Genomic DNA, 12770 nt, shown 5'->3' with positions numbered 1-12770 from the left:
GCTTTTACTCGATAAAGCCTCGTTGTCGCATGTGATTTTCAAGTCGGCGCAACCCTTCGCGAATATCGTCGGTGCTTCGGGCATAGGAAAACCGTAACATGGTAGAGCCACGCTTGGGATCAAAATCCAAACCGGGCGTAACCGCAACCCCTGCTATATCAAGAAGTTCACGCGAAAACCCAAGACTATCTCGAGAAAACCGACTGATATCTGCATAAATATAAAAGGCACCATCCGGAGGTGAAATTTTATCAAAGCCTGCTTTGGGCAAACCTTCTAACATGAGTTGCCTGTTTTGCTCATATACTTTGATATTTTCTGCCAATTCATCTTTGCAGTCCATAGCTGCCAAAGCGGCAACTTGGCTTACATGCGGGGCGCATATAAATAAATTTTGCGCCAATCTTTCGACCTGCCGAATATGAGTTGCAGGAACAACCATCCACCCAACACGCCACCCAGTCATTGAAAAATATTTGGAAAACGAATTAATCACAAAACAGTCATCCGTAATTTCCAACGCGCTGACTGCTTTGGTTTCATATTCCAACCCATGATAAATTTCATCACTAATAAAGGACACGCCGCAATCAGAGGCTTCGTTGATCAATGAGCTAAGGGCCTTACGATCCAGCATGGTTCCTGTTGGATTGGCCGGCGATGCAACTAAAAAACCTGAAAGCTCGTTATCAGAAATATCTTTGGCGATCGGTTGAAAGCGGTTGACCATTTGGGTTTCAATATCTACTGGCACAAGATCAAGCGCTTTGAGAATTTGCCGGTAGCTGGGATATCCAGGAGCGCCAATCCCCACTCGGTCACCTGCATCAAACAAAGCGGTAAACGCCAAAATGAACGCACCAGATGACCCCGGAGTTATAACAACGCGATTTGGATTGATGTCTAAGTTATACCAGTCAGCGTAAAGATGGGCAATTTTTTGACGCAATTCGGGAAGCCCCATTGCAACAGTATAGCCCATTGGGTCCTGCAATAAATCGTTTTTTAAGCTATTCAACGCCCCCTGCGGTGCAGGTGTTCCTGGTTGCCCAACTTCCATATGGATAATGCTGCGGCCACTCTGCTCGGCTTGCCGAGCTGATTCCATTACATCCATCACAATAAAGGGATCAATAGCCCCTCGACTTGAGTTTTTCATTAACAAATCCCAAAGTGGTCTTATATAAAGGTTCTTCAAGGAATTAACGGCAGCGTCAATACGAATGATTAAAACTTTTTCAATCCTAATCACATTTTTAACAATTGCGCCGCCGGCCTTCGCAACAAGTTTATTGCGAGACGCGGATATAGAGCATGCATTTTCTGAACTTGCGCGCCCTATTTTACAAATTGCAGGACTAAGACCAGACCAAGTCAAAGTCATGTTGGTTGATGATGCGGCTTTCAACGCCTTTGTGTTTGATAGGCATCATATTTTTTTAAATGTAGGTTTGGTCTTAAAAACAGAGTCCGCTGAAATGTTGCAATCGGTTATCGCCCATGAAGTGGCCCATATTGCCAATGGGCATCTTTCCCGGCGCAAACAAAATATGCAGGCAACGCGTAATGCAGCCCGGTTTGGATTAGCCTTAGCCTTGGCAACCGGCAAAGCAAATAACAACCCAGGCCTAGGGGCGGGATTAGCCATTGGAATGTCAAACAGTGCTCAGCGTGTATTTAACTCTCATACACAAAGTGAGGAAATTGCAGCTGATCAAGCTGCCTTAATGTATTTTTCAAAATTAGGCATTGATCCGAAAGGAGCTTTGCAAGTGCTTGATTATCTTTCAGGTCAAGAATACCTCGCGTCCAGTCGGCAAGACCCTTACGCCAGAACCCATCCTTTATCTCGCGATAGATTAAGGTCAGCAAAAGCCCAAGCTCAGGTTAAGGAGCCAACAAGCCCCAACCCCAACGCGCGCTACTGGCATGCCCGTGCAGTCGCGAAAACCCGTGCATTTTCACAAGATCCTGACCGAACACTTGCCGCTTCTGGAACCGCCGTTTCTGAGGATATTGCCTTTATGCAACGCGCAATCGCTTTTTCACGTCGCGGCAAGCTCACCCAAGCGCTGAAAGCCATTGAAAAAGCTCAGAAAATTCGCCCCGCAGATCCATTTTTCCAAGATCTAAAGGCAGAGCTTTTGATGCGAAATAGACAGTTTTCTCAGGCAGCCAACGCCTATGCGAAAGCCGTGTCTATGGCACCTGATCAATCACTAATACTTGCGGGTCAAGGGCGTGCATTGTTAGCAGCAGGGCAAACGGAAAGTGCTTTGCAACCGCTTAAAAAGGCGTATGACATGGATTTCAAAAACATAACGCTGTTACATGATTTGGCCTTAGCTTATGCAAAATTGGAAAACCAAGGAATGGCGTCTTTGATCACAGCTGAACGATTTGGTCTTAAAGGCAACCTCAAAGATGCAATGCGGCACGCCAAAAAAGCTGTGTCTCTCTTGCCACAAGGCTCCCCCCCATGGCAAAGAGCACAAGACATCGTAAACTCAAATCAACTGAAATAAAAACACTATTGGAAAATCATGACCCAGCATAAGACCGCATTTGCCAGTATTTTATGTCTACTACTTTTTACTCAAATGGCTGCTGCCTTTGATGTCAGTAAAATGACGGAAAACCAAAGAGTCGCCTTTCGGGCCGAAATACGAGCATATCTTTTAGACAACCCAGAGGTCATCTATGAAGCCGTCGATATTTTACAACAAAGACAGGCGCAAACAGAAACTCAACGTGATCTTGAGTTGGTTGAAAACAATAGCGCAGCAATTTTTGCTGACGGGTATTCTTATGTTGGCGGCAATCCAGAAGGTGATATTACGCTGGTCGAGTTTGTAGATTACAAGTGTGGATATTGCCGAAAGGCCCACAGTGAAGTTGAGGAATTACTCGCAAGAGACGGAAATATTAAACTTATAATAAAAGAATTTCCAATCCTCGGAGAGTCATCAATTACATCAGCTCAATTTGCAATCGCAGTTCAACAGCTTTATGGAAACAAAGCTTATAAAGCTGCCCATGATATTTTAATATCATTCAAAGGTAATACGACGCCAAGCGCGCTAGGCCGCATTGCGACAGCGCTTAACTTAGACAAAGACAGTATTTTGAACCATATGAATACCGACTCCGTGATCGCGGTTATCCAACAAAACCGTGCTTTGGGGCAGATTATGGAAATTACAGGAACCCCTACATTTGTTTTACATGATGAAATACTACGCGGATTTGTGCCAGCAGATGCTCTTGTTAAAATGGTTACAGACAAGCGGCGCTAACTTTGTGCTAAACGACGTTATTTCCGTTTTTCAGTTGTTTGGCTTCAGGCATCATTCAAGCGATTTTAAAAAGGAGTTTAGAACCTCGGCTGTCATTTCAGAAGAAATTTCAGGGAAAAAATGCCCGCCTGGCATCGCCTTGGTTTGTAGGTTTGACAGCCGGTTTTTCCAGACTGTGCTCATGTCGTAGGCACGATCCATAGCGCCATCTTGGCCCCACATGATGAGAGAAGGCAAATCAAGCCTGCGGCTTAAATCTATCTCATCAAGATTGAAGTCAAAATCTATAGCAGCACGATAGTCGTCACACATTGCCCTTACGGTTTCGGCATCTCGCCATGATTTTCGATATTCCGTAAGATGTTTAATTGGGAAATCACTTAATTTCGCACCTCCCCACCCCAGCAAACAGCTTTCGTAAAAATAGTCGGGATCGGATGAAATAAGGGTTTCAGGAAACGGGTATGGCTGCGCCAAAAAAAGCCAGTGGTAATAAGCACGTGCCACCTCTTTATTAATCTGATCCAGCAAAAGATGTGTTGGCACTATATCCATAAGCGTTAAGCTTTTAACATTTTCCAAAAAATCTAAAGATATTCGATGAGCGACGCGGCCTCCGCGATCGTGCCCGACCAGATGAAATTCGTCAAAACCCAGATGGTGCATCAAAGCTATTTGATCTTTTCCCATTTCCCTAAAGGAGTAATTCTTGACACCGCGCGGCTTACTAGATGCTCCGTAACCTCGTAAGTCGGCACATATCACAGTAAAACTCTGCGCCAAAAATCCTGCAATTTCAGCCCACATCACATGGGTTTGGGGAAACCCATGCAAAAGCAGCACAGGATCGCCCTGCCCACCGATACAGTAAAAGATGTCCACCTCGTTGATGTGGACTGTGGCTTTCTTGAAACCTTCAAAAATAATTTTTCACCATCTTCTTAGCCAAAAAAAGATCTGACTTTACTCACACCGTTTAAGGTAATTATTTCGTTAACTCTGCAAGCACGCGGGCCCAGCTGCGCATCCCTTTGTGGAAGCTTTCCAAATCATATTTTTCATTAGGAGAATGCAGTTGATCATCATCTTTACCAAATCCAATAAGCATGGGTGTAACACCAGTGATGTTTTGGAAATGACCTGCGATTGGAATAGATCCTCCACATCCAACAAATGCTGCATCATTAGGCCATTCCTCACTCAAAGCTTTGCGCGCAGCTTCAAATTCAGGAGCTTGCGTTGACATAACAGACCCTTGCGAAGCACCGTGCCCTTTAAATTCTATTTTGCAATCCTCAGGCACCATCGACCGAATATATTCACGAAAACTGGCTCTAATTTTATGCGGGTCTTGATCTCCTACCAAACGAAAACTTACCTTAGCACTGGCTGTACTGGGTAAAACCGTTTTAAACCCCTTTCCTGTGTAACCACCAATAATCCCATTTATTTCACAGGTCGGTCGAGACCATATCATTTCAAGTGGTGTAAAACCATCTTCTCCTGCCGGTACACTTAAACCCACATCGCCAAGAAAGCTCTCATGGTCAAAATTTAACGATGCCCATTGAGCACTGATTTCAGCAGGTAACTCGGGCACACCGTCATAAAAATCCGGAACTGTAATTCGGCCATCAGAATCATGCAAATTTGCCAAAATTTTGCTTAATACTCGAATAGGATTTATTGCAGGGCCGCCGTACATACCAGAGTGCAAATCCTTATCTGGTCCTGTAATACTAATTTCTTCCCCTAATAGACCGCGTAATCTTGTTACAACTGCAGGGGTTTTACTTTGAAACAATCCTGTATCGCAGATCAAAACCACATCACTTGTAAGCTCTTCTTTATGGTCTTTCATAAATGGCACGAGGCTGGGTGATCCACTTTCTTCTTCACCTTCAAAAAAGAAGGTGATTCGACACGGAAAGTCACCATGCACAGATTTCCAGGCGCGGCAGGCTTCGATAAAAGTCATAAGCTGGCCCTTATCATCCGCTGCACCGCGGGCACGAATAACTTTGCCCCTGTCGGTGACTTCTATAGCAGGGTCAAAAGGCTCACGATCCCATAAATCAATGGGATCAACCGGTTGAACATCATAATGCCCATAAAAAAGTACATGCGGTTTTCCGTCTGCGCTTTCTGGAAAAGCCTCTCCCAACACCATTGGGTGTCCAGGTGTGTCGCATTTCTTTGCATCAGCACCCAGTAAAGTGAGTTGATTAACAAGCCAGTTAGCAGCTTTTTCACATTCTGTTTTGTAAACAGGATCAGTGGAAATAGAGCGAATTCGCAGCAAATGAAAAAGGCGTGTAATAGATTCGTCTAAATCTGCGTCAATCTGCGCAAGAACAGGGGCTAGCGACATAAATTTCTCCTGCTATATAACAATCGTAGACACTTTAGCATTGATCGTCAGGGTGTCCAGTTGAGGTTGATACGGAAACAAGAGAAACTTGAAATCTATGGCACTACCCAAAATTTGTTTTGCACTTGGGTAACAGGAAAAAAGCAGATAAGTATAGACTATGCAAGATCGACTTAAGAGCTATGAAGATCACCTTGAGCAAGCAATAAATCGGTTGCACGAGGAAGGGCGTTATCGCACATTTATAGACATAGAGCGAGAACGCGGGAATTTCCCAAATGCGGTTTGGCAATGCTCTGACGGGACTAAAAGACCTGTCACAGTATGGTGCGGAAACGACTACCTTGGCATGGGTCAAAACCCAATCGTGATAAATGCAATGCACGAAGCACTTGACGCCACTGGTGCCGGCTCTGGGGGAACTCGAAATATTTCTGGCACAACGCGATTTCATAAAGAACTGGAATTTGAACTCGCTGATTTGCACTCAAAAGAAAGCGCATTGCTGTTTACAAGTGCCTATATCGCCAATGATGCGACGTTAAGCACTCTGCCAAAATTATTTCCTGGTTTGATTATATACTCCGATGAACTCAATCATGCCTCAATGATTGAAGGCATAAAGCGCAATGGTGGCGCAAAACGAATTTTCCGACACAACGATCTAGACCATCTTCGTGAGTTAATGTCTTTAGATGATGCAAAATTACCAAAACTCATAGCGTTTGAATCAATCTATTCCATGGATGGAGATTTTGCTCCTATTCGCGGAATATGCGATCTGGCTGAAGAATTTGGTGCATTGACTTACATAGACGAAGTTCACGCCGTGGGAATGTATGGTGCTCGTGGAGCAGGTGTAGCAGAGCGCGACGGGTTAACGCACCGCATTGATATTATTAATGGAACCTTAGCAAAAGCTTATGGAACAATGGGGGGCTATATAGCTGCTAGTTCAAAACTATGCGATGCTATACGATCCTATGCACCCGGTTTTATTTTTACCACTTCTTTACCACCTTCAATCGCTGCAGGTGCAATTGCTTCGGTTTCACATCTCAAATCTAATTCACAGCTCCGTGAGTTGCATCAAACACAAGCAAAAATATTAAAGCTTAGGCTAAAAGGGCTTGGTCTTCCAATTATAGATCACCAAAGTCACATAGTTCCGGTCATTGTAGGTAACCCCGTTCATACCAAAAAGCTGTCAGACATGTTGCTTAGCAACTTCGGAATTTATGTCCAACCCATAAATTTTCCCACAGTGCCTCGCGGTACGGAAAGGTTAAGGTTCACCCCCTCACCCGTACATGGGCCAAAAGAAATTGATCATCTTGTTAAGGCAATGGATGAACTTTGGTCACATTGTGCGCTGAATCGTGCCGGAATAAGCGCCTAAACCTGTCTTCAGGTGCAATCCCGTTATTCCTATGGTAATTATTCGTAAGTGTCGCAAATCCAAACCGATTCGGCTTTGGCTTTGTGGGAGTTGGGGACACTGAGGCGAAAGAGAAACATGAAAAGGCACGATCCGACTTTTTCAAGTCAGGAAAACAGCACGGATTTGAAAGGTTTTGATGATTACCAGCTTACGCTGGGTGATCTTATGCGCGGTGAGCGTGCAACGCTTGGCAAGTCGCTTTTGGATGTTCAACGCGAGTTAAGAATTAAAGCTTCTTATATATCAGCAATAGAAAATTGTGATCCAGAAGCGTTTGACACACCAAGCTTTATTGCTGGTTATGTTAAGTCTTATGCTAAGTATTTAGGAATGCCACCAGAGGAAGTTTTTGAAAAGTTTTGTTCTGAAAGCGGATTCGCTACAAAAATTACTTTGTCGTCCAAGTCACGCGGAAAGAAAAAAAATCTCACCCTCCATCCTCAGAATGCCTCAGGTATCGCCACATTGGCTGCTGCCTCGACGCAATTTATGCCACCCAAAAAGTCTGCTTTAGATCATTTTGATACTCGTGCAATCGGTTCGACAATTGTAATGATAGCACTTATAAGCTCAATTAGCTTTGGAGCATGGTCAATCATCAAGGAAGTTCAAAGAGTGCAGGTTTCTCCCGCAGAAAATACCCCAATAGTTTTGTCAGATTTAGATCCAATTGGTGGAGGTATTGAAACCAAAGAGAGTCGAGCAAGTTATTTGTTTGCAGAAAATACCACCAAAGAAAACTTGGATCGTCTTTATCGCCCACAAGCCCTCGAAGTTCCAATATTAGTGGCAAGGGATGCCCCTATTTCTTCGCTTGACCCCAGCCAAATTGGAAATTTCAAGCCTGCTCTAGAAACCTTATACATTAACGAAACAGCAGAATCTGACCTTGGACTTGCAGAAATATTGGCTAATTCAGCATTAAATTCTGTCCCAAAAGTGGTTGAAGATTCTCCACCACGGCTTGCTTTATTTGCTGTTCGGCCAGCTTGGGTGCAGGTTAAAGCCGCCGATGGAACTACGATTTACGAGCAAATCATGAACCCTGGGGAAGAATTTATTCTACCACAAACCGAAGTAGCACCTAGATTACGCGCTGGTATGTCAGGCTCTCTCTATTTTGCTGTGAACGGTGCTCTCTACGGACCTGCAGGCGATGGCGCAAAAGTTGTCAAGCAAATACCGTTATCTGTAGACTCTTTGACCCAAACTTATCAACTGGCAGATATTGAGATTGATCCACACTTGCAAAAGATTGTTGCAGAAGCGGATATTTCTAGCTTTACAATTTCTCAAGTGTTAACGCAAACACTTGATTAAACTCGATTAAAATGATCGCGACAAGCCAGCAATTTGGAATGGTATGATGTCATCAAATAATTTGCGACCTTGGCGAAACGTTTACCGCCGAACCTCTAGAAAAATCCATGTCGGCTCAGTACCTATCGGCGGAGATGCTCCAATTTCCGTACAAACAATGACCAATACTTTGACTACAGACGTGACGAATACAATCGCACAAATTCAAAGGGCCGCTGATGCAGGTGCAGATATAGTTCGTGTTTCGATACCGGATCAGGAAAGCAGTAAAGCTCTGAAAACTATTACAAAGGAAAGCCCTGTTCCAATAGTTGCTGACATACATTTTCACTATAAAAGAGCCATTGAGTCAGCAGAAGCAGGAGCCGCTTGTCTTCGCATCAACCCAGGGAATATAGGGTCGTCCGAACGCATCAAAGAAGTCATAAGGGCCGCCAAAAACCATGGCTGTGCTATTCGGATTGGTGTGAACGCAGGCTCTCTAGAAAAGCACCTTTTGGACAAATACCGAGAGCCTTGCCCTGAAGCAATGGTAGAGAGTGGCTTAGAGCATATACGTATCTTGCAGGATAATGACTTTAATGAATTTAAAATCAGTGTGAAGGCTTCTGATGTGTTTATGGCTGCGGCTGCCTATCAGTCTTTGGCTGAATTGACTGATGCGCCTATCCATCTCGGTATTACAGAGGCCGGCAGCTTAACAAGTGGAACAATTAAATCCGCAATAGGACTTGGAAATTTATTATGGATGGGTATCGGTGACACAATAAGAGTTTCGCTTTCCGCAGATCTGGTTGAAGAGGTCAAAGTTGGATATGAAATTCTAAAATCGTTAGGACTGCGCCACCGTGGAGTAAACATAATTTCCTGCCCAAGCTGCGCACGACAAGGCTTTGACGTAATCAAAACTGTTGAGATTTTAGAACAACGGCTGGCACACATTAAAGCTCCGATCAGCCTTTCAATCATTGGCTGCGTCGTGAACGGCCCAGGCGAGGCTTTGATGACCGACGTAGGTTTCACTGGCGGTGGCGCCGGCCATGGCATGGTCTACTGGGCGGGTAAACAAGATCACCGTATAGATAACAACCAAATGATTGATCATATAGTTGAGCTCGTAGAAAAACGCGCAGACCAAATGCAAACAACTGAACTTTCAGCGCTAGAAATCAAAAAATAGACTAATTTGAAGAAGTGGCGCGGTTGACGGGGCTCGAACCCGCGACCCCCGGCGTGACAGGCCGGTACTCTAACCATCTGAGCTACAACCGCGCAAAAACAACTTCAAAAGAACAGCATTGGCGCGGTTGACGGGGCTCGAACCCGCGACCCCCGGCGTGACAGGCCGGTACTCTAACCATCTGAGCTACAACCGCTTGCTGTTCACCAGAATTATCTGGTGTGAAAAGTGTCTTAGGCTTAGCTTTATTCCTCGTCAAGAAGCGAAATACAAAAAATGTAAGAAAGTAGGATAAGAGCGGGCGGAATAGAAGGAACTTCACGCACCAACAAAGCTAATTTTGAATGGTTTTTCATCATAAAGTAAAGTCATTTTTTAAATTATAGTTGAAGTTATGCTTATCAGCGATCTTTTTTTTCATTGCTGACGTAGAACTATCGGATGGAACGAGGTAACTATCCCATACATTTTATTATTTTTGCTTTGCCAGACTTCTCACACGATGAAAAACATTTCACTTCACCGGTAAACTTAGAAGTAAAACACCTCAGCAAGATTGAAAACCTGATGCAACCTCACTAGATATATGTGGAAAACAATTTATGGGAAAGGCAGATGGTTAACGATGACCCTACCCTGCTACAACCATTATTAAAGGATCGAGCATGCTAGACCCCCTCAACGCCTCTTACCCAGTGTTGACATTACGTGACATTGTGGTTTTCCCATTTATGATTGTACCTTTATTTGTCGGGCGTGAAAAATCCGTTCGTGCTCTGGAAGAGGTCATGCAGGATGACAAACAAATTCTTTTATCAAGCCAAAAAGACCCGTCGGAAGATGATCCAGATAAAGAAGGTATTTTTTCTGTTGGGGTGTTGGCCAATGTACTGCAATTACTGAAACTACCAGATGGTACTGTAAAAGTTTTAGTCGAAGGGCAATCGCGCGTCAAAATCACTGAATACCTTGATAATGACAGTTTTTTTGAAGCGCGGGCGGAACATTTAGAAGAAAATGCGGGTGACGCGCAAGCAATTGAAGCTCTCTTACAAAATGTATCACGTGAATTTGAGCGATATGCTAAAATCAAAAAGAATATTCCAGAGGAAGCCCTAAGCGCAGTTTCTGAAGCAACAGAACCAACCAAGCTTGCAGATCTTGTTTCTGGTCACCTGGGGGTCGACCTAGAGCAAAAACAAAATCTGTTAGAAACGTTGTCGGTCAGCGATCGCCTGGAACAAGTTTATGGTTTGATGCAAGGAGAAATGAGTGTTCTCAAAGTTGAGAAAAAAATTAAAACCCGGGTAAAATCGCAAATGGAGCGCACTCAACGGGAATATTATCTCAACGAACAAATGAAGGCTATTCAGAAGGAATTAGGAGACGGTGAGGATGGGGTCACAGAAGTAGCAGAGCTAGAAGAACGTATCCGCAAAACAAAACTTAGCAAAGAAGCACTTGATAAGACTGAAGCAGAACTTAAAAAACTGAAGAACATGAGCCCAATGTCAGCTGAGGCGACCGTTGTTAGAAACTATCTTGATTGGATTCTCGCTCTTCCGTGGGGAACTAAGTCACGAATTAAAAAGGACTTAAGTCGTGCACAGAGTACTCTGGATATCGATCACTACGGTTTGGAGAAAGTCAAGGAACGTATTATAGAATACTTGGCAGTTCAACAACGAAGTCAAAAATTAAAAGGCCCGATAATGTGCCTTGTTGGCCCTCCCGGTGTTGGGAAAACATCCCTTGGTAAATCGGTTGCAAAGGCCACTGGTCGTGAATTCATAAGGATTTCTTTAGGCGGGGTTCGTGACGAATCTGAAATACGCGGGCATCGAAGAACTTACATAGGTTCCATGCCGGGAAAAATAATTCAGGCCTTGAAAAAAGCAAAAACTACAAATCCACTTATCCTTTTGGATGAAATTGATAAAATGGGACAGGATTTTCGTGGTGACCCTGCATCTGCAATGCTTGAGGTGCTAGATCCAGAACAAAACAGTACTTTTATAGATCATTACTTGGAAGTTGAGTATGACCTTTCGAATGTAATGTTCCTAACAACTGCTAATAGTTATAACATGCCAGGCCCCTTGCTTGATAGAATGGAAATTATTCCACTCGCTGGATATACAGAAGATGAGAAACGTGAAATTGCGCGGCGGCACTTAGTGGAGAAACAAGTTAAAAACCACGGGCTGAAAAAAGATGAATTTGAAGTCGAAGATGAGGCAATTAACGAAATCATTCGACGTTACACAAGAGAGGCTGGTGTTAGAAATCTAGAACGTGAAATTGCTAAATTGACACGCAAAGCCGTCACAAAGATTATCAAAAAAGAAGCCAACGAAATTAAAGTCACCAGTGACAATATAGACGATTTTCTTGGTGTGAAAAAATTTCGCTATGGTTTAGCAGAACAAGAAGATCAGGTGGGTGTTGTAACCGGGCTTGCTTGGACTTCAGTTGGCGGAGATTTACTTTCTATTGAAGCTCTTTGCTTACCTGGAAAAGGTCGCATGAAAACAACAGGCAAACTTGGCGATGTAATGAAAGAGAGTATTGACGCTGCAAGCTCTTATGTGCGTTCAATAAGTCCTAATATCGGAGTAAAACCAACCCGTTTTGATAAACTGGATATACACGTGCATGTTCCAGAGGGAGCAACACCAAAAGACGGTCCTAGTGCTGGTTTGGCAATGGTTACATCAATCGTATCAGTTCTTACTGGCATACCAGTGCGGAAAGATATTGCCATGACAGGAGAAGTTACGCTGCGGGGCAATGCACTCGCCATTGGAGGTTTAAAAGAAAAACTTCTTGCTGCACTGCGTGGAGGAATTAAAATAGTTTTGATTCCCGAGGAAAATGAAAAGGATCTAAGCGAGATACCCGATAACGTAAAAGATGGGCTCACGATTATTCCAGTCAACAATGTATCACAGGTATTAGAAGAGGCATTGATAGAAACACCTCAAAAAATTGAATGGGATGAAACAGCAGAAGAAAGTCAAACTTCTTCAGTTAGTGTTGATACTGGAACGGCCGTAAGAACCCATTAGATAGTGAGCTTAACAAGTCTTCGGTTCAATCGTCACTGAGTGAGGGGCTACCCAACAGAATTTCAACTTGCTTAGAATGTTACAAAGTCAGAAA

Annotated in this window: 9 protein-coding genes and 2 tRNA genes; 6 read left to right on the top strand and 5 right to left on the bottom strand. The window is 43.7% G+C overall.

The annotated features are described in order from the left end of the window. Positions 1-4: 4 nt before the first annotated feature. Positions 5-1159, bottom strand: coding sequence for an aminotransferase class I/II-fold pyridoxal phosphate-dependent enzyme (locus GN278_08420; protein XAT60756.1), 1155 nt, complete (start codon positions 1157-1159; stop codon positions 5-7). Positions 1160-1223: 64 nt separating this feature from the next. Here GN278_08420 and GN278_08415 point away from each other — a divergent pair, with 64 nt between their 5' ends. After that, positions 1224-2525, top strand: coding sequence for a M48 family metalloprotease (locus tag GN278_08415; protein ID XAT60755.1), 1302 nt, complete (start codon positions 1224-1226; stop codon positions 2523-2525). An 18-nt stretch (positions 2526-2543) separates the two neighbouring features. Beyond that, positions 2544-3296 (top strand): thioredoxin domain-containing protein, encoded by a 753-nt coding sequence (locus GN278_08410; protein ID XAT60754.1) that lies wholly within the window; start codon positions 2544-2546, stop codon positions 3294-3296. Positions 3297-3347: 51 nt separating this feature from the next. Here the strand turns inward: GN278_08410 and GN278_08405 are convergent, their stop codons facing one another. Together GN278_08405 and GN278_08400 are read right to left on the bottom strand one after the other, a co-directional pair. After that, entirely contained in the window at positions 3348-4220 is an 873-nt protein-coding gene (locus tag GN278_08405) for an alpha/beta fold hydrolase (GenBank protein ID XAT60753.1), read from the bottom strand. 61 nt (positions 4221-4281) lie between these two features. Further along, a complete protein-coding gene (locus GN278_08400; protein ID XAT60752.1) occupies positions 4282-5667 on the bottom strand; it encodes a M20/M25/M40 family metallo-hydrolase in 1386 nt (461 codons plus the stop codon). Positions 5668-5827: 160 nt separating this feature from the next. On the opposite strand from GN278_08400, the gene hemA reads away from it, so the two are divergent. The 3 genes from hemA to ispG all read left to right on the top strand — a co-directional run bounded on the left by hemA (position 5828) and on the right by ispG (position 9608). After that, complete coding sequence (gene hemA / locus GN278_08395) at positions 5828-7066, top strand: 5-aminolevulinate synthase (protein ID XAT60751.1); 1239 nt, start codon at positions 5828-5830, stop codon at positions 7064-7066. A 117-nt stretch (positions 7067-7183) separates the two neighbouring features. Then, complete coding sequence (locus tag GN278_08390) at positions 7184-8428, top strand: DUF4115 domain-containing protein (protein ID XAT60750.1); 1245 nt, start codon at positions 7184-7186, stop codon at positions 8426-8428. 46 nt (positions 8429-8474) lie between these two features. Then, positions 8475-9608 carry a flavodoxin-dependent (E)-4-hydroxy-3-methylbut-2-enyl-diphosphate synthase gene (gene ispG, locus GN278_08385; GenBank protein ID XAT60749.1) on the top strand — a complete coding sequence of 378 codons (1134 nt, stop codon included), beginning with the start codon at positions 8475-8477 and terminating at the stop codon, positions 9606-9608. A 15-nt stretch (positions 9609-9623) separates the two neighbouring features. Here ispG and GN278_08380 read toward each other — a convergent pair. Together GN278_08380 and GN278_08375 are read right to left on the bottom strand one after the other, a co-directional pair. After that, positions 9624-9700 (bottom strand) — tRNA-Asp (locus GN278_08380). Positions 9701-9727: 27 nt separating this feature from the next. Next, positions 9728-9804 (bottom strand) — tRNA-Asp (locus GN278_08375). A 469-nt stretch (positions 9805-10273) separates the two neighbouring features. Between GN278_08375 and GN278_08370 the strand changes: the two genes are divergently transcribed. Continuing rightward, positions 10274-12676, top strand: a complete 2403-nt coding sequence (locus GN278_08370) for an endopeptidase La (GenBank protein ID XAT60748.1) — start codon at positions 10274-10276, stop codon at positions 12674-12676. Positions 12677-12770: the final 94 nt, after the last annotated feature.

The sequence above is a fragment of the Rhodobacteraceae bacterium Araon29 genome, assembly GCA_039640505.1.
Taxonomy (GTDB): Bacteria; Pseudomonadota; Alphaproteobacteria; order Rhodobacterales; family Rhodobacteraceae; genus CABZJG01.
This window is presented reverse-complemented; position numbering and strand designations above follow the sequence as displayed.

Bases quoted from the DNA above. Each gene is read 5' to 3' on its own strand.
- GN278_08420 (XAT60756.1), bottom strand. From the start codon at position 1,159: ATGAAAAACTCAAGTCGAGGGGCTATTGATCCCTTTATTGTGATGGAT.
- GN278_08415 (XAT60755.1), top strand. From the start codon at position 1,224: ATGATTAAAACTTTTTCAATCCTAATCACATTTTTAACAATTGCGCCG.
- GN278_08410 (XAT60754.1), top strand. From the start codon at position 2,544: ATGACCCAGCATAAGACCGCATTTGCCAGTATTTTATGTCTACTACTT.
- GN278_08400 (XAT60752.1), bottom strand. From the start codon at position 5,667: ATGTCGCTAGCCCCTGTTCTTGCGCAGATTGACGCAGATTTAGACGAA.
- hemA (XAT60751.1), top strand. From the start codon at position 5,828: ATGCAAGATCGACTTAAGAGCTATGAAGATCACCTTGAGCAAGCAATA.
- GN278_08390 (XAT60750.1), top strand. From the start codon at position 7,184: ATGAAAAGGCACGATCCGACTTTTTCAAGTCAGGAAAACAGCACGGAT.
- ispG (XAT60749.1), top strand. From the start codon at position 8,475: ATGTCATCAAATAATTTGCGACCTTGGCGAAACGTTTACCGCCGAACC.
- GN278_08370 (XAT60748.1), top strand. From the start codon at position 10,274: ATGCTAGACCCCCTCAACGCCTCTTACCCAGTGTTGACATTACGTGAC.